21 protein-coding genes are annotated in these 23478 nt (G+C 71.9%); 15 read left to right on the plus strand and 6 right to left on the minus strand.

Going from position 1 to position 23478, the window contains the following annotated elements; all coding sequences use genetic code 11:
* Positions 1-35 precede the first annotated feature (35 nt).
* Complete coding sequence (locus OG331_RS14350; protein WP_406195900.1) at positions 36-893, plus strand: polysaccharide deacetylase family protein; 858 nt, start codon at positions 36-38, stop codon at positions 891-893.
* 18 nt (positions 894-911) lie between these two features.
* Positions 912-1103, plus strand: a complete 192-nt coding sequence (locus OG331_RS14355) for a hypothetical protein (RefSeq protein WP_406195902.1) — start codon at positions 912-914, stop codon at positions 1101-1103.
* A gap of 8 nt (positions 1104-1111) precedes the next feature.
* Here the strand turns inward: OG331_RS14355 and OG331_RS14360 are convergent, their stop codons facing one another.
* The gene (locus OG331_RS14360; RefSeq protein WP_406195904.1) at positions 1112-1783 is read right to left on the minus strand and encodes an ABC transporter; all 672 of its coding nucleotides are present in this window, start codon (positions 1781-1783) and stop codon (positions 1112-1114) included.
* On the minus strand, positions 1780-2652 hold the full coding sequence (locus tag OG331_RS14365; protein ID WP_406195907.1) for an ATP-binding cassette domain-containing protein: 873 nt from the start codon (positions 2650-2652) through the stop codon (positions 1780-1782). The genes OG331_RS14360 and OG331_RS14365 overlap by 4 nt, the downstream gene beginning before the upstream one ends.
* A 106-nt stretch (positions 2653-2758) precedes the next feature.
* Here OG331_RS14365 and OG331_RS14370 point away from each other — a divergent pair, with 106 nt between their 5' ends.
* The 5 genes from OG331_RS14370 (at position 2759) to OG331_RS14390 (ending at position 9213) form a co-directional block, all read left to right on the plus strand.
* Entirely contained in the window at positions 2759-3475 is a 717-nt protein-coding gene (locus OG331_RS14370) for a peptidyl-tRNA hydrolase (RefSeq protein WP_406195909.1), read from the plus strand.
* A 653-nt stretch (positions 3476-4128) separates the two neighbouring features.
* On the plus strand, positions 4129-5577 hold the full coding sequence (locus OG331_RS14375; protein ID WP_406195911.1) for a DUF692 domain-containing protein: 1449 nt from the start codon (positions 4129-4131) through the stop codon (positions 5575-5577).
* Between the two features lie 126 nt (positions 5578-5703).
* A complete protein-coding gene (locus OG331_RS14380) occupies positions 5704-6495 on the plus strand; it encodes a DUF4142 domain-containing protein (RefSeq protein WP_406195913.1) in 792 nt (263 codons plus the stop codon).
* A gap of 102 nt (positions 6496-6597) precedes the next feature.
* Entirely contained in the window at positions 6598-7395 is a 798-nt protein-coding gene (locus OG331_RS14385) for a TIGR04222 domain-containing membrane protein (protein ID WP_406195916.1), read from the plus strand.
* 150 nt (positions 7396-7545) lie between these two features.
* Entirely contained in the window at positions 7546-9213 is a 1668-nt protein-coding gene (locus tag OG331_RS14390; protein ID WP_406195918.1) for an alpha/beta hydrolase, read from the plus strand.
* Here the strand turns inward: OG331_RS14390 and hemQ are convergent, their stop codons facing one another.
* Positions 9214-9945 carry a hydrogen peroxide-dependent heme synthase gene (hemQ, locus tag OG331_RS14395; protein ID WP_406195920.1) on the minus strand — a complete coding sequence of 244 codons (732 nt, stop codon included), beginning with the start codon at positions 9943-9945 and terminating at the stop codon, positions 9214-9216.
* 5 nt (positions 9946-9950) lie between these two features.
* Positions 9951-11411 (minus strand): protoporphyrinogen oxidase, encoded by a 1461-nt coding sequence (gene hemG, locus OG331_RS14400; protein ID WP_406195922.1) that lies wholly within the window; start codon positions 11409-11411, stop codon positions 9951-9953.
* A gap of 161 nt (positions 11412-11572) precedes the next feature.
* Here hemG and OG331_RS14405 point away from each other — a divergent pair, with 161 nt between their 5' ends.
* Together OG331_RS14405 and OG331_RS14410 are read left to right on the plus strand one after the other, a co-directional pair.
* A complete protein-coding gene (locus OG331_RS14405) occupies positions 11573-12598 on the plus strand; it encodes a DUF4349 domain-containing protein (protein ID WP_406195924.1) in 1026 nt (341 codons plus the stop codon).
* A 27-nt stretch (positions 12599-12625) separates the two neighbouring features.
* Positions 12626-14032 carry an FAD-dependent oxidoreductase gene (locus OG331_RS14410; protein WP_406195926.1) on the plus strand — a complete coding sequence of 469 codons (1407 nt, stop codon included), beginning with the start codon at positions 12626-12628 and terminating at the stop codon, positions 14030-14032.
* 70 nt (positions 14033-14102) lie between these two features.
* Here OG331_RS14410 and OG331_RS14415 read toward each other — a convergent pair whose 3' ends face one another.
* Positions 14103-14441 (minus strand): hypothetical protein, encoded by a 339-nt coding sequence (locus OG331_RS14415; protein WP_362386788.1) that lies wholly within the window; start codon positions 14439-14441, stop codon positions 14103-14105.
* Between the two features lie 125 nt (positions 14442-14566).
* Here OG331_RS14415 and OG331_RS14420 point away from each other — a divergent pair, with 125 nt between their 5' ends.
* Positions 14567-15388 (plus strand): rhomboid family intramembrane serine protease, encoded by an 822-nt coding sequence (locus tag OG331_RS14420; protein WP_406195928.1) that lies wholly within the window; start codon positions 14567-14569, stop codon positions 15386-15388.
* A gap of 6 nt (positions 15389-15394) precedes the next feature.
* Here the strand turns inward: OG331_RS14420 and hemE are convergent, their stop codons facing one another.
* Positions 15395-16450: a uroporphyrinogen decarboxylase gene (gene hemE, locus OG331_RS14425; protein WP_406195931.1), complete on the minus strand. Its 1056-nt coding sequence runs from the start codon at positions 16448-16450 to the stop codon at positions 15395-15397.
* 104 nt (positions 16451-16554) lie between these two features.
* Here hemE and OG331_RS14430 point away from each other — a divergent pair, with 104 nt between their 5' ends.
* The 5 genes from OG331_RS14430 (at position 16555) to OG331_RS14450 (ending at position 23374) form a co-directional block, all read left to right on the plus strand.
* Positions 16555-17232, plus strand: coding sequence for a DUF3000 domain-containing protein (locus tag OG331_RS14430; protein WP_406195934.1), 678 nt, complete (start codon positions 16555-16557; stop codon positions 17230-17232).
* A gap of 296 nt (positions 17233-17528) precedes the next feature.
* Positions 17529-18191: a response regulator transcription factor gene (locus tag OG331_RS14435; RefSeq protein ID WP_003997051.1), complete on the plus strand. Its 663-nt coding sequence runs from the start codon at positions 17529-17531 to the stop codon at positions 18189-18191.
* 177 nt (positions 18192-18368) lie between these two features.
* The gene (locus OG331_RS14440) at positions 18369-19649 is read left to right on the plus strand and encodes an HRDC domain-containing protein (RefSeq protein WP_406195938.1); all 1281 of its coding nucleotides are present in this window, start codon (positions 18369-18371) and stop codon (positions 19647-19649) included.
* A gap of 375 nt (positions 19650-20024) precedes the next feature.
* A complete protein-coding gene (locus tag OG331_RS14445) occupies positions 20025-21251 on the plus strand; it encodes an acetyl-CoA C-acyltransferase (RefSeq protein ID WP_362386778.1) in 1227 nt (408 codons plus the stop codon).
* Positions 21248-23374: a 3-hydroxyacyl-CoA dehydrogenase NAD-binding domain-containing protein gene (locus OG331_RS14450; RefSeq protein WP_406195941.1), complete on the plus strand. Its 2127-nt coding sequence runs from the start codon at positions 21248-21250 to the stop codon at positions 23372-23374. The genes OG331_RS14445 and OG331_RS14450 overlap by 4 nt, the downstream gene beginning before the upstream one ends.
* Positions 23375-23478: the final 104 nt, after the last annotated feature.

Here is a 23478-nt window from a genome sequence, read left to right on the forward strand (position 1 = left end):
CCGAAAAGACCGTTTAATCCTCATATCTTCATACGGTGATCACATCTGTACGCCGCGTCACCGCCCTCTGCGCCCTCGGTGCGGCGCTCAGCGCGCTCGCCGCCTGTGCGCCGCACGAGGCGACCCGGGCTCCCCTGCCCGCGCCCAGCGCCACCGCCGGCGTCTCCCCCATGGCCGGACCGCCGACCCTGGCCCCCGGTCCCGCCGGTGTGACGCCCGTCTTCGAGCACGGACCACGCGATCGGGACAAGGCCGTCGCGCTCACCTTCGACGCCGACATGACCGCGGACCAGGGGCCCCGGGCGGAGCGTGGGGAACGGTTCGACAATCCCGGGCTGGTCGCGGCGCTGCGGGAGTTGAAGGTGCCGGCGACCGTGTTCATGACGGGACGATGGGCCGAGGAGTACCCGGATCAGGCCCGGGCCATCGGGCGGAACCCGCTGTTCGAGGTCGCCAACCACTCCTACAGCCACTACGCCTTCACCGAGGACTGCTACGGGCTGCCGACGGTCGGCGAGGAGCGGATGCGGGTGGATGTGGAGCGCGCGTACGCGGCGTTACGGAAGGTGGGGGTCCGGGATGCGATGCCGTACTTCCGGTTTCCCGGCGGCTGCTACGACCGGCGCGCTCTGAAGGCGCTCAGCCCGGCCGGCGTCACCGCCGTGCAGTGGGACGTGGTGAGCGGGGACGCGTTCGCGACGGACGCCCGTGCCGTCGCGCAGGAGGTGCTGGACGGGGTGCGGGCGGGGTCCGTGGTCGTCATGCACTGCACGCTCAGTGCCGCTCCGACGACCGAGCGGGTGGTCCGCAGCGTCGTACCCGAGCTGCGCGCCAGGGGCTTTCGGTTCGTGAAGGTGTCCGAGCTGATCGGGGCGGCCGGCGGGCGGGCCTGATGCTCGTACGCTGGACGTATGAGCGAGGGACAGGCCACGAACGACTACTGCCTGATCGACGCGACCAGGCCGCCCAAGGCGGACGGGCCGCCGTACGCCGAGTGCGTGCTGTGCCGGGAGCCCACGGAGTACCCGGAGTCGTACAAGGGGATCACGCTCTGCCCGGTCTGTGAGTGGCAGGAGGCACAGCGCACGGCCTGTTCGGGGTGAGCTCTTCCTCAGGGTGATCGGCGGGACGTGAGCGCGCAGGCCACGGCGATCGCCGCCGCCGTGAGCAGGGCCGCCGCGGCCAACGGGAGCAGGGGCATGGGGACCGTGCCCGAGCGGGAGCCGGTGACCAGGCCGCTGACCGCCGCCTGCGCCGGGGAGCCGGTCACGACCACGGACAGCAGCGCCGCGAGCAGCATCGTGGGGACCGCGCGTCCCGTGGAGCGCAGCATCGGCCAGGTGGTGAGGGCGCCGACGGCCGTGCCGAGCAGGGCGCAGGCCAGCGTGGCGAACAGTCCGGCCGCGCCCGCCGGGAGCCGCGGCACACGCGTCTGGTGATCCGCGCTCACCGGGTCGCTGATCAGCGTCACGACGAGGGTCGCGAGCGATCCCAGGACCGCCGCCGCGGTCAGCGCGATCAGCAGCGCGGCGAGGTGCGCCCGCCCCGGCCCGACCGCCGCGGACACACAACTGCGGGCGGCGGGCGGCTCGTTGGTGACGCAGATCCGCACCAGCCAGGCGGCGACGGGCAGCAGGGCCGCGGCCGTGTAGCCGAGCGAGTCGAGCACCGGCTGACCGCTCGACACACCGATACCGAGGAACACGGCGTACAGGATGAACGGCGGCAGCCAGCGCTGCGAGCGGGCCAGCAGGGCGGTCTGGTAGCTGAGAAGGGCGGTCATCGGCGGCTCTCGGTCTCGGGGGTCGGCTCCTGTCTCACGCTCACCACATGCCAGGGCGGGCGGGCCGTCAGCAGGGCGCGCAGGAGGACGTCCGAATGGGACGCGGGGACGGTCAAATGGTGGGTGCCGGGCGTGGGTTCCTCCGCCGATATGACGGTGCGGGTCGCGTCGGCGGGGAGCTGTCCGCCCCGCGGGCCCCGCACGACGACGGTCACGTGCGGGCCGGTGGGTGCCGAAGGCGCGTCTTCCGTACGCAGGTCGAGTCCCGCGTCCCGCACGGTGTACGTCGCGTCGGGCGCTCCCGCCAGGCGGCCCGGGTCGTGGTCCACGAAGACCACGGCGGTGCCGCCCGCGGTGCGTTCGGCGACGGCCCGCTCCAGTTCCTCGCGGGCGGCGGCGTCGAGACCGGTCCACGCCTCGTCGAGGACGAGCAGCTGCGGTTCGGCGAGGAGGGCCTGGACGACGGCGACCTTCTGGCTGCTGCCCTTCGACAGCTGGGCCATCGGCGTACGGGCGTACGAGGCGGCGCCGAAGCGGTCGAGCCACTCCAGGGCGGCCCGGGTGGCCGCGGCACGGGAGAAGCCGTGCACCTTGCCGAGATGGGTGAGGTAGCCGACGGCGGTGAAGGGGAGGGCCGTGGGGAAGCGTTCGGGGACGTAGGCGGTGCGGGGGCGGCCGGTGATACGGCCCTCGGTCGGGGCGTCGATGCCGGCCAGGAGACGGAGGAGGGTGGACTTGCCCGTGCCGTTGGGTCCTTCTACGCGGATGAGGTTGCCGGGCGGCACGGTGAGATGGACGCCGCGTAAGACCCATGGGCCGCGTAGGCCGTAGCGGCGGCCCACGTTGTCCAGACGAAGATCACGTTGCATGGAGGACATCCTGTCCCATGGCGCGGGGCGGCCGGCCGGGAGCTGATCGCGCCCACGCTGCGGACCAGCGAAATCGACACGGTTCCGCGCCCCTTAGGGTGTTGTCGTGAGCCAAGAACCGACGTCCGCCGGCGACAGCCCCTTCCGGTCGGAGCCCAGCGCCCGCGATGACGCTCCGCAGTTCGTACTGCCTCTCGTCGTACGGATCGAGCGGGGCGCTCCACCCGCTCGCACCGACGCCCTCGAAACCTCCGCCCGCGCCGTCCTGGTGATCCTCGACGACGAGCGGTCCGCCGGCGACGGCGAGTGGGCCGCGGCCATGCGGGACTGGCAGGACGCCCGGATCCGGAAGGTCGTGCGGCGGGCCCGCGGCGCCGAGTGGCGGCGGGCGGAAACTCTGCCGGGCATCACCGTCACCGGCAAGTCGGCCGAGGTGCGGGTCTTCCCGCCCGTGCCGTTGGACGGGTGGCCGAAGGAGCTGGCGAAGCTCCAGGTCTCCGGCACCGACCTCGACGACCCGGAGCCGCCCGTGGACGCCGCCCCGTCGGCGCCCGTGCTCTGGCTGAACCCCGACCTCGACATGTCGGCCGGCAAGGCGATGGCGCAGACCGGGCACGCGGCGCAACTCGCCTGGTGGGAGCTGTCGGACGAGGAGCGGGCCGCCTGGCGCGACGCGGGGTTCCCGCTCGCCGTACGGACCGCGGACCCGGAGCGCTGGCCCGAGCTGACGACCAGGGGGCTGCCGTTGGTGCGCGACGCGGGGTTCACGGAGATCGCGCCCGGGTCGTGCACGGTGGTCGCCGACCATCCGGCGCTGCGGTAGGGCGCGGCGCGTTCCTCGGAGCGGTTGCCGGATCGGCGTCAGGCAACCGGACCGGCGACGGGATCAACGGGAGAGGCCATGGGGGGGCAGTACTTGGGGCCTCTGGAGCCGATCGGGGACCGCCGCTCCTCGTCGTGGAGTGGACGCGGTTCCTGGAGCCGCGGGTGCGGGCCGCCTACCGCAGGTGGCAGACCACGCCCTTCGCGGGCTTCGCCGGACCTTCACGCCGGGCGCCGACATGGGCCGCGACGGCTGCTCCCTGAATCGGCGATCCCGAGTGGCTGGGCACGGCGGTCGCCAAGCTGTCGTCGTACACGTCGTGGTACGCCCCACGGGGCAACCGCCTGGTGGCGGAGACCGTCCGGAATCCGGGTACCTGAGCGACCACCCGGTGGGCGGGCGTGCCGTGTTCAGGTCTCAGGCGTGCTTGTGCGGGGCGTTTGAACGCCGTCGGCGTGCGGTGCGTACGACCTTGCGAGGCCGCTCGCCCGGTGCGGGGAGCGGGACGTGGGTCCCGGCCGCCCAACCTCAAATGTTGCTCTGAAGGTGTCGGCCCAGGGGTTCGGGCGGGTCCTGCGGGGCCATACCCCCGTCACATCCGGCACGTCCGAGGAGACGGGACAGCGGGTACGGAAGAGGCCGAGGAGGGGACGATGGAGCGACTGGGTACGGGGATCGGGTGGCGTCCGGAGATCGCGGACGCCGTGGAGCGCATGCCGGGCATCGACTGGGTCGAGGCCGTCGCCGAGAACGTCTGCCCCGGGCATCTTCCGGAGTCCCTGGTTCGGCTGCGGGAGCGCGGCGTGACCGTGATCCCGCACGGCGTCTCGCTCGGGCTGGGCGGAGCGGAGCGCCCCGACGCCGGGCGGCTGGCCGAGCTCGCCGAGCGGGTTCAGGCGCTGGGGGCGCCGCTGATCACCGAGCACATCGCGTTCGTACGGGCGGGAGGGCCGCTCACGGCGTCGCCGCGCCTGGAGGCGGGGCACCTCCTCTCGGTCCCCCGCACCCGGGACGCCCTGGACGTGCTGTGCGAGAACGTCCGTATCGCGCAGGACGCGCTGCCCGTGCCGCTCGCCGTGGAGAACATCGCGGCCCTCATCTCCTGGCCGGGCGAGGAGATGACGGAGGGGCAGTTCCTGTACGAGCTGGCCGACCGCACGGGGGTGCGGCTGCTCATCGACGTGGCCAACCTCCACACCAACCACGTCAACCGGGGCGAGGACCCCGCCAAGGCCCTCGCCGAACTTCCGCTGGAGGCCATCGCGTACGTCCATGTCGCGGGCGGCTTCGAACGCGACGGCGTCTGGCACGACAGTCACGCCCACGCCGTGCCCCAGCCGGTCCTCGACATCCTGACGGACCTCGCCTCCCGAGTGACCCCGCCGGGGGTTCTGCTGGAACGCGACGAGAACTTCCCGGAACCGGGGGAGCTGGAGCGCGAGCTGGGGGCGATTCGGGGGGCGGTGGAGAAGGGGGCGGTGGAGAAGGGGGCGGTGGAGAGGGAGGCCGCTGAGGGGCGGGCGGCCGCAGAGGGGCGGGCGGCCGCAGAGGGGGCGGCGCTGGGAGGCCTGGCGTCCGCGGAGACGTCGTCCTCGGGGTCGCGGCCGCGCGAGACGCCGCGCGCGGCCCAGGTGCCTCGCGAGACGCCGACCCGGGACGGGGCGGTGCGGGCCGAGGCAGTCGCCGAACCCGCTCGTCAGCGGCTCGCCCTCGCGCAGGCCTCGCTGCTGTCCGCGCTCGTCGCCGGGACGCCGGTGCCTGAGGGGTTCGACCGCGTACGGCTCGGCGTGCAGGCGCGGGCGCTCGCCGGCAAGCGGGCGGACGTCGTGGCGAAGGTCGCGCCCGAGCTGCCGGTGATTCTCGGGAACGGGTATCGACGGGCCTTCCTCGGCTACAGCCAAGGGCACCCGATGACCGACGGCTACCGACGCGACGCCCTGGACTTCGCCGGGTATCTGCTGGCCGACGGCCGGCTCGAAGATGCCCGGGTCCGGTCGGAGTTGCAGGAGTGGTGGCTGGAGCGCTCGGGCCCGAGGCCGCGGTCGCGACGGCCGGGGGTACGACTGGCCCGCGCCACGCGACGCGTGCTGCTGCGGCGCTGAGCGGGGAAGCGGACGGGCAACTGCGGCGATGAGCTGGGTGCCGGGCACGGCACACTCCGGCGCCGAAGTAATATGCCAACCCACCCCCGAAGCGCACTAACGTGCGGTGCCGCACCAGGAGGCACCATGCGATCGCGACCCCGCGTCAACGGCCGAGGCCTCTTCAGCGGCACCGGTCTGATCATCACCGGCCTGACGGCGACGCTGTTGGCGATGGTCTTGCCCATCTGGTCGTACGCCGACCGGTCCGGGACCGGGCTGGACGTGCTCAACGCCGAGACCGTCTCGACCGGGTACGGGCCGCTGTCCGCACTGGACCGCGACTTCATCACGAAGGTCCGGCTGGCCGGGCTGTGGGAGCTGCCCGCCGGCGAGCAGGCGCAGCGGAAGGGCACCACCCCGGCCGTACGGACCGCCGGTCAGCACCTCGTCGAGGGGCACACGTTCCTCGACGAGCGGGTACGTGACGTCGCCGCCAAACTCAGCCTCGCGCTGCCGAACGAGCCCACCGAGCAGCAGCAGGAGTGGCTGGACACCCTGAGCGCGTCCCGGAGCGTCGAGTACGACCGGCAGTTCGCGAACATCCTGCGCCTGGCGCACGGCAAGGTGTTCTCCGTCGTCGCCCAGGTGCGGGCCAGTACGCGCAACTCCCTCGTCCGCAAGCTCGCCGACGACGCCAACACCACGGTGCTGGACCACATCACGGTCCTGGAGGCGACGGGCTACGTCGACTACGACGCCGTGGCCCGGGACATGGTCGCCGACAGCACCCCGCCGCTGAGGCCCTCCCCTGCCCCGCCCGGGCCGGCCGAGGACCCCGCTCCGGCCGTCCCGATGAGCCCGCCCCCGTCACCGTCGCCGTCATCCACGTACACCCTGCCGCCGGCCGCGACCAGCCCCCGCCCGCAAGGGTCCTGACGCCCTCGACGCCCTATCCGGAACGTCACATCCCGGCAACTCTCGGTCCGTATTGTGAATAAGGCATGGCGTTTCACTGGGCCTTTGGCATAGAAACGCGGCATGTTCTGGGTCCTTCTCCTTCTGCCGGCCTGGGCCGTCGCCGGCACGGCCTGCACGCGCCTGTGCCTGGCCGCCGTACACGCCGCGGCCTCGGACGCGAAAGAGGCGACCGCGCACCGGGGACACGATCTGACGCTGTACGAGGCCGCTTTCCTGTCCGGCGGCCCGCGGCGGGTCGCCGATCTGACCCTCGTCTCCATGGCGCGGCAGCGGCGCCTGCTGCTCGCGCACACCGGCTGGGCGACGGTCGTCGATCCGCGCGGCCGGGACGAGATGGAGCGCTCGGTGATAGGGGCCATCGGGCCGCAGGGCCAGTCCCGCATCGAGCCGGTGCGGGATGCCGCAGCCGCCGCCGACGCGGTCGGCAGCCTCGCCGACCGCCTGGTCAGCGCGGGCCTCGCCGTACCCGACGGGGCGCGCAGCGGGATCGCGGCCGCGATCCGGCAGGTGCAGCTCGCCGCGGCCGCCGTACTGGCGTTGGGCGCGGTCGCGCTGCTGGCGCCGGCCCAGTCGGACATGCCGGCCCACCTGGTCGCGCTCTGGTTCGCGCTCCCCTTCGTGCTCACCCTGAGCTGCCTCGCCATCGCCCGGATCGAGATCCACCCGTACGCGCAGTGGGCCTCCCCGGCCGGGCAGCGGCTGCTGAGCACCCTGGTCCGGCGCTCCCGGGCCGGGGACGACCGTACGTACCTCACCTCCGTCGCCATCAGGGGCGTACGCGCGATCGGCGAGCCGGACCTGCGTGCGGCCTTCGCGCACCGCGAGCCGCACCACCACGCGTTCCACCGGCACGACTGACAGCTACGACCGACAGCTACGACTGACAGCCCGTCGGCTCGGTGACGCATAGGGGGCATTGAGGCCGACACCGGCAGGGTGGTGCTTGCCTTCATCAACAGACGAACGAAATATCCCTTTTGTTGCTGCCGTGCACCGAAGGGATACGCCATGAGAGCTGCCGCCCTCTACTCGGTCGCCGGGGCTCTGCTCCTGACGACCCTCTCCGCCGCTCCGGCCGGCAGCACCGGGGCCGCCCCGGGCACGGCCGAGCAGCACGGCACGACGGTGGCCGCCGCGCGCGCCGAGGCCGCCGGCATCACGTTCGGCAAGTGCGCCAAGGAGCAGGACCTGCCGGGCAAGATGCAGTGCGGCACGGTGTCCGTCCCGCTCGACTACGCCCGTCCCGAGGGCAAGCAGATCAAGCTCGCCGTCAGCCGGGTGCGGGCCACGCACAAGGACCCGCACAACAGCAAGCGCCGGGTGCCCGGGCAGGGCGCCCTGGTCTACAACCCGGGCGGGCCGGGCGCCTCCGGGCTGCACTTCCCGCTGATCGGCCTGCTGCCCGCGTGGAAGCGGCTGGCGGCGGCCTACGACCTGGTCGGCTACGCCCCGCGCGGGGTGTCGCCGTCCGCGCCGCTGTCCTGCCAGGACCCCGAGCAGGCCGTCAAGGGGCCGGCGCAGGCGCCGACACACCCGTCGGAGGCGTACAAGAAGGAGCGCATCGCCCGGGCGAAGGCGTACGCGCGTGGCTGCGCGCAGCGCACGGGCAGCGCGCTCCAGCACTACAACTCTTTGAACAACGCCCGTGACCTGGACGTCCTGCGGGCCGCACTGGGCGAGTCGAAGCTGACGTTCATGGGGGCGTCGTACGGCACCTACTTCGGCGCGGTGTACGCGACGCTCTTCCCCTCGCACGTACGGCGGATGGTGTTCGACTCGGCGGTGAACCCGGACCCCGCGCAGATCTGGTACCGCAGCAACCTCGCCCAGTCGGCCGCGTTCGAGGAGCGGTGGGCGGACTTCCGGGAGTGGGTCGCCGAGCACGACGACGTGTACGGCCTCGGTGCCACGTCCGACGAGGTGCTGCGCAGCTACCAGAAGGTACGGGCGCGGCTGGCCGAGGAGCCGGCGGGCGGGAAGGTCGGGACCGGGCAGCTGCAGGAGGCGTTCCTGCAGGCCGGGTACTACGACGACTACTGGCCGTCACGCGCGAAGGCGCTGTCGGCGTATGTGAAGGGCGACCCGAAGCCGCTGGTCGAGCTGGCCGCGCCGGCGGCAAAGGCGGCGGCCGAGGACGAGAACTCGAGCGCGGTCTACACGGCCGTGGAGTGCAACGACGCGCCCTGGCCGACGGACTGGGCGGTCTGGGACCGGGACAACACGCGGCTGGCGCGCGTGGCGCCGTTCGAGACCTGGGACAACGCGTGGATGAACCTGCCGTGCGCCTACTGGCAGGCGCCCCGGCAGGAGCCGCTCGATGTGCGGACCGGGCGGGGTGAGTTGCCGCCGATCCTGATCCTGGCCGCCGAGCGGGACGCCGCCACGCCGTACGACGGGGCGCTGGAGATGAACCGGCGGCTGTCGGGCTCGGTACTGGTGACCGAGCGGGACGCCGGCACGCACGGCATCGCGTACGGCCCGAACGCGTGCGTCAACGGTCACGTCGACGCCTACCTGCTGGAGGGCCGCCTCCCGGCCCGGCGCGCGGCGTGCGAGGGGCACCCCGAGCCCAAGCCGGAGCGCCCGGGCGAGAGCAAGGCGAAGAAGCTGAGGCAGCACACCGCGACGAAGCCGGGCGGCCGGCCTCAGCAGGCCACCGCCCGGCTCCCGCACTGATCAGGCGAGCCCGGCCACCAGCTCGGCCACGCTCTTGCGACGGCCCGTGTAGAACGGCACCTCTTCGCGGACGTGCATGCGGGCCTCCGAGGCACGCAGGTGGCGCATGAGGTCGACGATGCGGTACAGCTCGTCGGCCTCGAAGGCCAGCATCCACTCGTAGTCGCCGAGCGAGAACGACGCGACGGTGTTGGCGCGCACGTCCGGGTAGCCGCGGGCCATCTTGCCGTGGTCGGCGAGCATGCGGCGGCGGTCCTCGTCGGGCAGCAGGTACCAGTCGTAGGAGCGCACGAAGGGGTAGACGCTGACGTAGTCGCGGGGCGTCTCGTCGGCGAGGAACGCCGGGATGTGCGCGCGGTTGAACTCGGCGGGGCGGTGCAGCGCCATGTTCGACCAGACCGGCTCCAGGGCGCGGCCCAGCCGGGTGCGGCGGAAGAGGTTGTACGCCTCCTGGAGCTGGTCGCTGGTCTCGGCGTGCCACCAGATCATGACGTCGGCGTCGGCGCGCAGCCCGGACACGTCGTACGTGCCGCGGATCGTCACGTCCTTGGCGGCGAGCTGGTCGAACAGCTCCTGGACCTCGTCGGCGTACCCCGCGCGGTCCTCGGGGAGGACGTCCTTCAGCTTGAAGACGGACCAGAGGGTGTAGCGGATGACCTCGTTGAGGTCCTTGGCCAGCTTGCCCTTGTTCGGGATCCTGCCGGACTCGGTGGTGGAGGCGTCGTCACTCATGTCCCCTATTCTCCCGCTCCGCCGTGCAGACTCTGCACCGGGTTGGCGGTGAGCTCCTCGACACCGCTCGGATCGCCGTCGAGCTGGTCCACGGCGGCGTACGCGCTCGCGATGCACGCGGGGATGCCCACCCCGTCGTACTGGGCGCCGCACACCGCGAGGCCCGGCACCTTGGCGACGTGCCCGCGGACGCGGGCCACGCGTGCGTGGTGGCCGACCGGGTACTGGGGCAGGCCGTCGGTCCAGCGCGTGACGCGGGTTTCCAGCGGGGTGGCGCCGAGGCCGGTGGCCGCCCGGAGGTCCCGGCGGGAGACGTCGACGAGGTGGTCGTCGTCGCGGCCGAGGATCTCCGCCTCGCCGTAGCGGCCCACGGATGTGCGCAGCACGACCGCATCCGGGTTCTCGTCGGCGATCCAGCCCCACTTCTGGGAGGCGAACGTCGACGCCTTGATGGTGCGCCCGTCGACCGGCGGCACGAGGAAGCCGCTGCCCGCCGGCAGGTCGGTGTCGGCCCGGCGGTAGGCGAGGGTGACCAGGGCCATGGAGGCGTACTCGATGCCGTCCAGCTCGGCGGCGGCCTCGGGGGCCTCGGCGCGCAGCAGGCCGGCGGCGGCCGGCGCGGGTACGGCGACGACGACCGCGTCGGCGTGCAGCACCCGGTCACCGGCGACGACACGCCACCCTTCGGACGCCTCCCGGCGCAGCTCCGTCACCGGCGCCCCGGTCACGATCTCGCCGCCCCGCGAGCGCACCGACTCCGCGACGGCGAGCGGGAGTTGGCCCACGCCGCCCTCGATGCCCATGAACACCGGTCCGGTCTGCCGGCCGGCGGCGGCCCTGGCCTGGATCTCGCGGACGCCCTCGGTGAGGGAGTCGTGCGTCGTCGCCGCCCGGTAGAGCTGCGGCACGGCCGAGCGCATCGAGATGCGGTACGCGTCGCCCGCGTACACGCCGCCCAGCAGGGGCTCGACCAGGCGGTCGACCACCTCGCGGCCGAGACGTGCCGCCACGTACTCGCCGACCGCCACGTCGTCCCCGACCTCCGTGCGGGGCAGGTCCGCGTCGCGCTCGATGCGGGCCAGCCCCTCGTCGGACAGGACGCCGGTCAGGGCGGCGGCGGTGCCGGGGACGCCCATCACATGTCCCTTGGGCATGGGGCGCAGGGCGCCGCGGGTCCAGATCGAGGCCGTCGCGGTGGCGGGCGACCGGAGGCGGTCGGCGAGGCCCACCTCGCGGGCGAGAGCGACCGCCTCGGGGCGGCGGGCCAGCATCGACTCGGCGCCGAAGTCCACGCGCGCCCCGGCGATCGTGCCGGGCAGCAGCTTGCCGCCGACCCGGTCCGACGCCTCCAGGACGGTCACCCGCCTGCCGGCGGCCAGCAGCCGGTGGGCGGCCGCCAGACCGGCGATCCCGCCGCCGATGACGACGACCTGGCCCGTACCCCTACGAGTCTGAGCTTCGCGCATGTCCCCAGCCTCTCAGACCCCACTGACAACCCGTCCGCGCCCCGGTGTCCCGCACGAGTCCCGACCGTGACCGCATCGGGACCGTTTCCCGCCAACGTTCGGCCGGACTTCCGCGTCGAAGAAGCATCACTCGCCACGACAACCCTCGGGGGTACGCCCACATGCGCGCACGACGATCCACACGATCCGCACCACCCGTACGACCGGTTCAGGTCCTGACCGGCCTCCTGCTGGCCGCCGCCCTCGCGCTCACCGGCTGCAGCGGCACGGACGACGGGGGGTCCGACAGCAGCGCCGCCGGGGGCGGGGCCGCCGCCAAGGAGGAGGTCCGGGCGAGTGCGGACGCGGGCGCCCCGGGCAGCGATTCCGGCGCGGACCGGGCGACCGCGCCGCCCAAGGCCACGGCGAGCCACATCATCCGTACGGCCTCGCTGACCGTGCAGGTCAAGGACGTACCGAAGGCCCTCGACGAGGCCCGCGCCACCACCGAGAACGCGGGTGGCTACGTCGGCAACGAGACGACGACCGGCGACGGGAAGGGCCACGAGCGCACCCGCGTCGTCCTGCGCGTGCCCGTCGACAAGTACGCCGAGGTCCTCGCCGATCTGGAGGGCGCGGGCAAGCTGATCGAGCGCAGCGCCAAGGCGCAGGACGTCACCGACCAGGTCGTGGACGTGGAGAGCCGCATCACGTCGCAGCGTGCCAGCGTGGCCCGGATCCGCGAGCTGATGGACCGGGCGACCAGGCTCAGCGACGTGGTCACGCTGGAGGGCGAGCTGAGCTCCCGCCAGGCCGACCTTGAGGCGCTGCTGGCTCAGCAGGCGTCCCTGAAGGACCGCACCAGCCTGGCCACGATCACCCTCTCCCTGTCGGAGACGCCGGTGAAGAAGGCGGCCCCGAAGGACGAGGACCCCGGCTTCCTGGACGCGCTGGCGGGCGGCTGGGGCGCGTTCGTGACGATGCTGCGCTGGCTCGCGGTGGCGTTCGGCGCCGTGCTGCCGTTCGCCGCGGTGACGGCACTGATCGTGTTGCTGTGGCTGAAGGTCCTGCGGCCCCGGATGCCCCGCCGCCCGGCGGCCGCGCCCGCGACGACCGCCCTGGGTCCGCTGCCGACGGCCCGCCAGGCACCGGGGCGCACGCACGCGGGGGACGAGCGCGGCGCCGAACAGGGCGGCGAGCGGGACTGAAATGCCCGGCGCTCGTAGCGTGTTCGCATGAACATGAGCGCTGCGAGTGGTGGGTCGGGAACGCGAGAACGACTGGTCGTCATCGGGGGCGACGCCGCGGGGATGTCCGCGGCGTCGCAGGCGCGGCGCCTGAAGAGCGCCGAGGAGCTGGAGATCGTGGCGTTCGAACGCGGCCACTTCACCTCCTTCTCGGCCTGCGGCATCCCGTACTGGGTGGGCGGCGACGTCCCGGAGCGCGACCGGTTGATCGCCCGTACGGCCGAGGAGCACCGCGCGCGGGACATCGACCTGCGCATGCGGACCGAGGTCACGGAGATCGACGTGGCAGGGGGCCGGGTACGCGCGCGTGACGTCGATTCCGGCGCCGAGTCCTGGACGTCGTACGACAAACTCGTGATCGCGACCGGCGCCCGCCCGATCCGCCCCGACATGCCGGGCGCCGACGCCCCCGGCGTCCACGGCGTGCAGACCCTCGACGACGGCCAGGCCCTGATCGACACGCTGGAACACACGCGTGGCCGGCGCGCGGTGGTCGTCGGCGCGGGCTACATCGGCGTGGAGATGGCCGAGGCGCTCATCAACCGCGGCTACGAGGTCACGGTCGTCAACCGGGGCAGCGAACCCATGTCCACGCTCGACGCGGACATGGGCCGTCTGGTGCACGAGGCCATGGAGGGCCTCGGCATCACCATGGTCAACGACACCGAGGTCACCAAGATCCTCACCGGCGGGGACGGCCGGGTCCGCGCGGTGGCCACGTCGGACGCGGAGTACCCCGCGGACGTGGTCGTCCTCGGCATCGGCGTCCGCCCCGAGACGACGCTCGCGCGAGCGGCGGGCCTCCCCCTCGGCGACCACGGCGGCCTGCTGACCGACCTCGCCATGCGGGTACGCGGCCACGAGAACATCTGGGCGGGCGGCGACTGCGTGGAGGTCCTCGACCTGGTGTCCGGCCAGGAACGCCACATCGCCCTCGGCACGCACGCCAACAAGCACGGCCAGGTCATCGGCACGAACGCCGCCGGCGGCTACGCCACGTTCCCCGGCGTCGTCGGCACGGCCGTCAGCAAGGTCTGCGACCTGGAGATCGCCCGCACGGGCCTGCGCGAGAAGGACGCCCGCCGGGCCGGCCTGCAGTACGTCACGGCCACGATCGAATCGACGAGCCGCGCGGGCTACTACCCCAACTCCTCGCTGATGACGGTCAAGATGCTCGCCGAACGCCGCACGGGCCGCCTCCTGGGCGTCCAGATCGTCGGCCGCGAGGGCGCGGGCAAGCGAGTCGACATCGCGGCGGTCGCCCTGACGGCCGGCATGACGGTGGAACAGATGGTGTCCCTGGACCTCGGATACGCGCCCCCGTTCTCCCCGGTCTGGGATCCCGTGCTCGTAGCGGCCCGTAAGGCTGTGAAGGCAGTAGGACAGCCCACCTAGGGGCGCGGGGAACGGCGCGACCAGCCACAACGCACCCGCAGCCGCCGAACCCCCACACCCCCGACGGCGACTAGGCGGATCCGTTGATCCGCTCAATGGCCTGCCGAGCCTGCTCAGCCGGCGGCCGAGAAGGCAACGAGGACACGGACGCACTCACACTCGGCGGCATGGCCGCGGCGGCAGCCGGCTGCTCCCCCGCCGGCTTCGCATGCGCGGCCCCCGGCCGGACCGACCGCAGCCGATGGCTGACGGCCTCGTCCAGCGTCACCGGCCGCTGCATCTGCGAAGCGAGGCGGCCGGCCTCCTGCCCCAGCCGAGCCACGTCTTCCCACGGCAGCCGCACCACCACCGCGATCTCGGCCTCCCCGTCGGGCAACGCGTGAATCGGAGGAGTAACTCGGTCGTTCATCGCCTGTTCCTCACGTAGACCCCGCGACCCGCCTTCCCCGTGCCACGGGCGGTTGCCGACACATACGCGCGCGGCGACGGGCCCGTTCACCGATTCGTGGCACACATCGGGGGCAGATACATCTCGTGGTCATCCCCGTCCATGACGTGAACCCGGTGCGCCGCACCCCCTGGGTGACATACGCACTGATCGCCGCGAACGTCCTCGTCTTCCTGTCCACGCCCGGCACAGCGGGCGCCGTGGCCGGCGAGAGCAGCCTGTCCCAGCTGTGCCATCTGCACGCGTTCCTGGACCAGTACGCTGCGGTGCCGAGGGAGTTGATCCACGGTCAGCTGCCGGGAGTGGTGCCGACCGGCGAGGTCGCCGTCGGCCCGCGGGGCCCGGGCTGTGTGATCGGCCCGCCCGGCTACGACAAGTCCCCTGCCCTGTCGGTCTTCACGGCGATGTTCCTGCACGGCGGCTGGCTGCACCTGCTGGGCAACATGCTGTTCCTGCTGATCTTCGGCAACAACATCGAGGACCGCATGGGCCACGTGCGGTACTTCCTCTTCTACGTCGTCTGCGGATACGCGGCGTCGTACGGCTTCGCCCTCCTCAACGACGACTCCGCCGAACCGCTGATCGGCGCCTCCGGGGCCGTCGCGGGCGTACTGGGCGCCTATCTGGTGCTGTATCCGAAGGCCAGAGTGTGGGTCCTCGTGCCGTTCCTGATCTTCCTGCCGCTACGGCTGCCCGCCTGGCTGGTGCTCGGGTTCTGGTTCGTGCTGCAGGCGGTGTACTCGAACGGCGACGGCGTCTCCGACGCGGGCACCGTGGCCTATGCGGCGCACATCGTCGGCTTCCTGGCCGGCATGGCGCTCGCCTGGCCGCTCAAGCCGGGAACACCGCCGCCGCCGGAGCCGCGCGGCCTGCTGTTCGGCAGGAGAGCGCGGCCCCACACGTGGTGAGCGCCGTCAGCGAGCCGTCTGCGTGTGGACGTACTCGACGAGGCGGGTCAGCGCGTCCGGGTCCGTGGACGGCATGACGCCGTGGCCGAGGTTGAAGACGTGGCCCTCCAGACCGGCGGCCGTGTCGAGGACCTCGCGGGTCTTGGCCTCGACGGCCGCGGTGCCGGCGAACAGGACCGTCGGGTCCAGGTTGCCCTGGAGCGCCTTGCCGGGACCGACGCGGCGGGCGGCCTCGTCGAGCGGGACGCGCCAGTCGACACCGACGACGTCGGCGCCGGCCTCGCCCATGAGCTTCAGCAGCTCACCGGTGCCCACACCGAAGTGGATGCGCGGGACGCCGTAGGACTCGACCGCCTTGAAGACCTTCGAGGAGGCGGGCATCACCGAGCGCACGTAGTCGGCGGGGGCGAGCGCGCCGGCCCACGAGTCGAACAGCTGGACCGCGGAGGCGCCGGCGTCGATCTGCACCTTGAGGAACGCGGCCGTGATGTCCGCGAGGCGGTCGAGCAGGTCGGCCCAGAGCTCCGGGTCGCCGTACATCATCGCCTTGGCGTTCTCGTACGTGCGGGACGGACCGCCCTCGACGAGGTAACTCGCAAGGGTGAAAGGCGCACCCGCGAATCCGATGAGCGGAGTGGCCCCGAGCTCGCGGGTGAGCAGGCCGATGGCCTCGGTGACGTACGAGACGTCCTCGGGGGTCAGGTCACGCAGCTGGGCCAGGTCGGCGCGGGTGCGGATGGGGCGCTCGACGACCGGGCCGACGCCGGGCTTGATGTCGAGGTCGATGCCGATGGCCTTGAGCGGGACGACGATGTCGCTGAAGTAGATCGCCGCGTCCACGTTGTGCCTGCGTACGGGCTGCAGGGTGATCTCGGTGACCAGCTCCGGCCGCATGCAGGAGTCGAGCATCCCGATGCCCTCGCGGACCTTGCGGTACTCCGGCAGGGAGCGCCCGGCCTGCCGCATGAACCACACGGGCGTGTGCGGCACGGGCTCGCGCCTGCACGCCTTGAGGAAGGCGGAATCGTACGTGGCGGTCGGCGGCGTCTGGTTGGCACTCACGGGGGCAAGTCTCGCACGGCCGCAACAGGCCGGGCGCTGGGGTTGCCGTGTTGTCCGGGTGTCCCTCCCTGCACGAAGCCCCGGTTCCCCTTAATCTTCCCGGCATGGCTGCGGCTCAGGGAAGACTGTCGGACGGCAGTGGCGGAATGGATGAGGCGAGGGACAAAGGGGAGGCGGACCGGCATTCGAGCAGTACGGCTCCACCGGCGTTCCGCGCCGCGGTCGACGCCCTGCGCAGCAGTCGGTTGCGGCCGCAGATCGAGGTCGAGCAGACCAAGGCGCCCCAGCGCCTGGCTCCGTACGCGTACGCGCTGGAGGCCACCGTCGTCGACGGCGACCACGACCTGGCCGACGGCCGGCTGGTGCTGCTGCACGACCCGGCGGGCCACGACGCCTGGCGGGGCACCTTCCGGCTGGTGACCCTGGTGCGGGCGGAGCTGGAGCCGGAGATGGCCGTCGACCCGCTCCTGCCCGACGTGTGCTGGTCCTGGCTGACCGGCGCGCTCCAGGCGCGCGGGCTGTCGTACGGCGAACCGAGCGGCACCGTCACACGGGCGAGCTCCCACTACTTCGGCGGCCTGTCCGAGCGCCCGGCGTCCTCGCAGATCGAGATCCGCGCCTCCTGGACGCCGCGCGAGGGCCTGGGCGGCGTTCCGGACACCGCGGCCCACCTGACGGCCTGGTGCGATCTGCTCGCCCAGGTCGCGGGGCTGCCCCCGGCGGGTCCGGGCGACGCGTCGGTGGTGACGCTGCCGCAGCGGCGGGACCCGCAGTCCCGCTGACCGCCGCTCACCCCATAACCGCCGTTGACCCTGTAGCCGTCACTTGCCGTGACGGCTCCTCGTTGTGCCCACCACGCACGGTGACCGCCACCGACTTGACCGTCACTTTGTCGATACGGCCACTTTCGGTCAGGAACCGTCCTTGATCGAGCCGATTTCCGCGCCAGTCGATCGACCGTGTGTCTGAATTGCCCCGATTGTTACTCACTAAATCGTGATCTTTCTCTAAAGGGCCACGGGTTTGGTGCCGAAGACGACTGTGACCTTGAAAGCCGTCCCCGCACCCAGGAGGCCTGGTGTCCGTTCTCCTTGAGCAGCCCGCAAGCCTGGTCGCCTACCGCCCGAACAAGCCGACCGCCATGGTGGTCGTGGCCGATCCCCGCGTCCGCTCCACCGTCACCCGTCATCTCTGGGCGCTCGGCGTACGCGACGTCATCGAGGCCTCGTCCATCGCGGAGGCTCGTCCCCGCATCGGCAACCCCCGCGACATCTGCGTCGCCGACGTCCACCTGCCCGACGGATCCGGCCTCACCCTCCTGTCCGAGACCCGCGCCGCGGGTTGGCCCAACGGCCTCGCCCTCTCCGCCGCCGACGACATCGGCGCCGTTCGCAACGCCCTCGCCGGCGGCGTGAAGGGTTACGTCGTCACCGGCACCCGCACCAACGTCGGGCTCCCCACCCGGCCCGGTGCCGCCCCCATCGGCGCCGCCGCCGCCCGTATGCACCGTCGCCACCCGGGCGCCCCGAGCCACCCGGGCGGCTACCGCGAGCTGTCCGGTCGCGAGGTCGAGGTGCTGCGACTGGTGGCGGAGGGCCAGTCGAACAAGGCGATCGGCGTCTCGATGGGCCTGTCCGCCCTGACCGTCAAGAGCCACCTCGCCCGCATCGCCCGCAAGCTCGGCACCGGTGACCGCGCCGGAATGGTCGCCGTGGCCCTGCGGACGGGCATCATCCACTGAATCCATGAACGCTTGATCATTCACTGACGTGAACGGGATCGGCCGCTGATCCCGCCCGCGTCCCTCATCTGTCGTGGACCGGAACCTTCACGTGGCTGACTGGTTTACGACCCTCAGGCGCCCGCCGACGGAACGTTCCGTCGGCGGGCGCTGTCCATACACAGATACCCTTGACATGTGACCGACGCCCAAGAGACCGCAGCAGACAGTTCACTGCGAACCACCGGAGGCGCCCCTCCGGAAGACAACGGGTCTTCTGTTACGGAGGCGCCGATCCCTTTGCTGGAGCCCCGAGAGGGCATTCCGCCCGTGATCGCCGACGAGGCCGCGCTCGCTGAAGTGATCGCCGCCTTCGGCGCCGGCTCCGGCCCCGTGGCCGTCGACGCCGAACGCGCGTCCGGGTACCGATACGGCCAGCGCGCCTATCTCGTGCAGCTACGCCGCGCGGGCGCGGGGTCGGCGCTGATCGACCCCGTGGCCTGTCCCGATCTGTCGGGACTCGGCGAGGCGCTGTCCGGCGTCGAGTGGGTGCTGCACGCGGCCACCCAGGATCTGCCCTGTCTGCGCGAGATAGGCATGGTGCCGACCCTGCTCTTCGACACCGAGCTGGCCGGGCGGCTCGCCGGTTTCCCGAGAGTCGGCCTCGGTGCGATGGTCGAGGGCGTGCTCGGGTTCGTCCTGGAGAAGGGTCACTCGGCCGTCGACTGGTCGACGCGGCCGCTGCCCGAGCCGTGGCTGCGGTACGCCGCGCTGGATGTCGAGCTCCTCGTGGATCTGCGCGACGCGCTGGAGAAGGAGCTGGACCGGCAGGGGAAGCTGGAGTGGGCGCGGCAGGAGTTCGAGGCGATCGCGACCGCGCCCCCTGCGGAGCCGCGCAAGGATCCGTGGCGGCGGACGTCCGGGATGCACAAGGTGCGGCGGCGTCGGCAGCTGGGCGTCGTGCGGGAGTTGTGGGAGACGCGTGACCGTATCGCCCAGAAGCGGGACGTGTCGCCGGGCAAGGTGCTGTCGGACGCGGCCATCGTGGAGGCCGCGCTTTCCCTGCCGGGCAATGTGCACGCCCTCACCGCGCTGAACGGGTTCGGGCATCGCATGGGGCGGCGGCAGCTGGAGCAGTGGCAGGCCGCCGTCGATCGTGCGAAGGCTCTGACCGAGTCGCAGTTGCCGGCGCCGGGGCAGCCCGTTACGGGGCCGCCGCCGCCCCGTGCCTGGGCCGACAAGGACCCTGCTGCCGCAGCTCGGCTCTCTGCGGCTCGGGCCGCCGTGTCCGCGCTGGCCGAGCAGCTCAACATGCCGCAGGAGAACCTGATCACTCCGGACACCGTTCGCCGGGTCTGCTGGGAGCCGCCGAAGGTCGCCGACGCCGAGTCGGTCGCGGAGGCGCTGGCCGGTTACGGGGCTCGGGCCTGGCAGGTCGAACAGGTCACGCCGGTGTTGGTTGCCGCCTTGTCCGCCTAGCGGCGCCTCGCCGGAAGACGATCAGCCTCGGCAGGATCACCAGCACCGCTCCTGCCGAGATCGCTTCCCCATGGGCGCCGAGCGGGCCCTTGAAGCGGAACAGCGACGTCGAGATCACGCCAAGATCCTCAGCGCCTGCGCCGTCCAGGCGGGGCCGCCTCGTAGGGGGCGATGACACAGGCCGGTACTGACTCCGAGGGGGCGACGGCACCCCCTGGAATTGAACCTCGGCACCCGCCCCGGGATGTGACCTTCGCCGCTCCACCCTCCAGGACTGTGCAGCTACGTTACTCATAAGTAGCATGAGCCTGAGCGCGCGCTCAGCGCTTGCGCAGCGCAGCAGTGCAGATCCCGCACCTCTGGAGGAGAGCCATCGTGCCTCGTACCGTCAGGGACGTCGTCTTCGTCGACGGCGTCCGCACCCCGTTCGGCAAGGCGGGCCCGAAGGGCATCTACCACGAGACCCGCGCCGACGACCTCGTCGTGAAGGCGATCCGGGAGCTGCTGCGCCGCAACCCCGGTCTCGACCCGAAGGAGATCGACGAGGTCGCCATCGCCGCGACCACGCAGATCGGTGACCAGGGCCTCACCCTCGGCCGCACGGCCGGCATCCTCGCGGGCCTCCCGCAGTCGGTGCCCGGCTACTCCATCGACCGCATGTGCGCCGGCGCCCTGACCGCCGTGACGTCCGTCGCCGGTTCGATCGCCTTCGGTGCCTACGACGCCGTCATCGCCGGTGGTGTCGAGCACATGGGCCGCCACCCGATGGGCGAGGGCGTGGACCCCAACCCGCGCTTCGTCAGCGAGAAGCTGGTCGACGAGTCGGCGCTGTTCATGGGCATGACCGCCGAGAACCTGCACGACCGCTACCCGACGATCACCAAGCAGCGCGCCGACGAGTACGCGGTGCGTTCGCAGGAGAAGGCCGCCAAGGCGTACGCCAACGGCAAGATCCAGCAGGACCTGGTGCCGGTCTCCGTGCGCCGGACCAACGCCGAGGCCGGTGAGACGGGCTGGGGCCTGGTCACCGCCGACGAGCCGATGCGTCCGGGTACGACCCTGGAGAGCCTGTCCGGCCTCAAGACGCCGTTCCGCGTCCACGGCCGGGTCACCGCCGGTAACGCGGCCGGTCTGAACGACGGCGCCACCGCCTCGATCATCGCGTCCGAGGACTTCGCCCGCGAGAACAACCTCCCGGTGAAGATGCGCCTGGTCTCGTACGCCTTCGCGGGCGTCGAGCCCGAGGTCATGGGCTACGGCCCGATCCCGGCGACCGAGAAGGCCCTCGCCAAGGCCGGCCTGTCGATCGAGGACATCAACCTCTTCGAGATCAACGAGGCCTTCGCCGTCCAGGTGCTCGCGTTCCTGGAGCACTACGGCATCGCCGACGACGACGCGCGCGTCAACCAGTACGGCGGCGCCATCGCCTACGGCCACCCGCTCGCCTCCTCCGGCGTCCGTCTGATGACGCAGCTGGCCCGCCAGTTCGAGGAGCAGCCGGAGGTCCGCTACGGCCTCACCACCATGTGCGTCGGCTTCGGCATGGGCGCCACGGTGATCTGGGAGAACCCGCACCACAAGGACGCCGGAGGCGACAAGTGAGCACCGCTGAGCTTCTCAAGGGAGCGGCCGAGCTGTTCCCCGACGAGGTCGTGACGTCCGCGCACGTACGCCACCTCGACCTGCCGTTCGGCGCCGGGCGCTTCGCCCTGATCACGCTGGACAACGGCTTCGACCACACCAAGCCGACCACCTTCGGCCCGCAGTCGCTGGCCAACCTCGACACCGCCATCGACCAGGTCGAGGCGGAGGCCGCGGCCGGCGACATCGTCGGCGTCGGCATCACCGGCAAGCCGTTCATCTTCGCCGTCGGCGCCGACCTCAAGGGCGTCGAGCTACTCAAGGAGCACAAGGACGCGCTCGCCATCGGCAAGGGCGGCCACGAGGTCTTCAAGCGCCTCGCCGGCATCGCCGTCCCGACCTTCGCGTACTACAACGGCGCCGCGATGGGCGGTGGCGTCGAGGTCGGTCTGCACTGCCAGTACCGGACCGTCTCCAAGGCGCTCCCGGCCTTCTCGCTCCCCGAGGTCTTCCTCGGCCTGGTCCCCGGCTGGGGCGGCTGCACGATCCTGCCGAACCTGATCGGCGCCGAGAAGGCCGTCTCGGTGATCATCGAGAACAGCCTCAACCAGAACAAGCAGCTCAAGGGCCGGCAGGTCTTCGACCTGGGCATCGCCGACGCCATCTTCGAGGGCGCCGACTTCCTGGAGCAGTCGCTGATCTGGACCGCCCAGGTCGTGAAGGGCGACGTCGAGGTCGAGCGTCCGGTGATCGACCGCGGTGAGGCTTGGGACCAGGCCGTCGCCAAGGGCCGTTTCATCGCGGACTCCAAGGTGCACGGGGCCGCTCCGGCCGCCTACCGCGCCCTCGACATCATCGCCGCCGCCAAGAACGGCGACCTCCAGCAGGGCTACGACGCCGAGGACAAGGCGCTCGCCGACCTGATCATGGGTGGCGAACTGCGCTCCGGCATCTACGCCTTCAACCTGGTGCAGAAGCGCGGCAAGCGCCCGGCCGGCGCCCCGGACAAGAACCTGGCGCGCCCGGTCACCAAGGTCGGCGTCGTTGGCGCCGGTCTGATGGCCTCGCAGCTCGCCCTGCTCTTCCTGCGCCGTCTGGAGGTGCCGGTCGTGCTGACCGACATCGACCAGGAGCGCGTCGACAAGGGTGTGGGCTACGTCCACGCCGAGATCGAGAAGCTGCTCGGCAAGGGCCGTATCAACCAGGACAAGGCCAACCGTCTCAAGGCCCTGGTCAGCGGTGTGCTGGACAAGGCCGAGGGCTTCGCGGACGCGGACTTCATCATTGAGGCCGTGTTCGAGGAGATCGGCGTCAAGCAGCAGGTGTTCGCGGAGGTCGAGGCGGTCGCCCCGGCGCACGCGATCTTCGCCACCAACACCTCGTCGCTCTCGGTCTCCGAGATGGCGTCGAAGCTGAAGAACCCCGAGCGGGTCGTCGGCTTCCACTTCTTCAACCCGGTCGCGGTCCTGCCTCTGCTCGAGATCGTCCGCGGCGAGAAGACGGACGACGCCTCCCTGGCCACGGCCTTCGCCGTCGCCAAGAAGCTGAAGAAGACCGCGGTCCTGACGAAGGACGCCCCGGCGTTCGTCGTGAACCGCATCCTCACCCGCTTCATGGGCGAGATCCAGAACGTCATCGACGAGGGCACCCCGGTCGAGGTCGCCGAGAAGGCCATCGAGCCGCTCGGTCTGCCGATGTCCCCGCTGGTGCTGCTGGAGCTGGTCGGTCCCGCGATCGGTCTGCACGTCTCCGAGACCCTCAACCGGTCCTTCCCCGACCGCTTCACGGTCTCCCCGAACCTCGCGGCCGTCGTCAAGGCGGGCAAGCGCGGCTTCTACGTGTACGACAGCGGGAAGCCGGAGCTGGACCCGGAGGTCGCCGCGCTGCTGAAGCAGGGCGACTCCGTCCTCACCGAGGAGCAGGTCCGCGAGCGCGTCCTCGACGCCGTCGCCCAGGAGATCGGGCTCATGCTCGACGAGGGCGTCGTCGCCGAGGCCCAGGACATCGACCTGTGCCTGATCACGGGCGCCGGGTGGCCCTTCCACCTGGGCGGCATCACGCCGTACCTGGACCGCGAGGGTGTCTCCGAGCGCGTGAACGGCAAGAAGTTCCTGGCGCCGGGCGTGGCGTCGGTTCCGGCGTAGCACGACTCGTACGCCAGTAAGGGCCCCTGCTCCGGCAGGGGCCCTTTCGCGCGGGTGGAAGGCCTTGCGTGTGGGTGGGGGGTCGTTCGCGTGGGCGGCGGGTC

Source organism: Streptomyces sp. NBC_01017 (assembly GCF_045162795.1).
Lineage (GTDB): Bacteria > Actinomycetota > Actinomycetes > Streptomycetales > Streptomycetaceae > Streptomyces > Streptomyces machairae.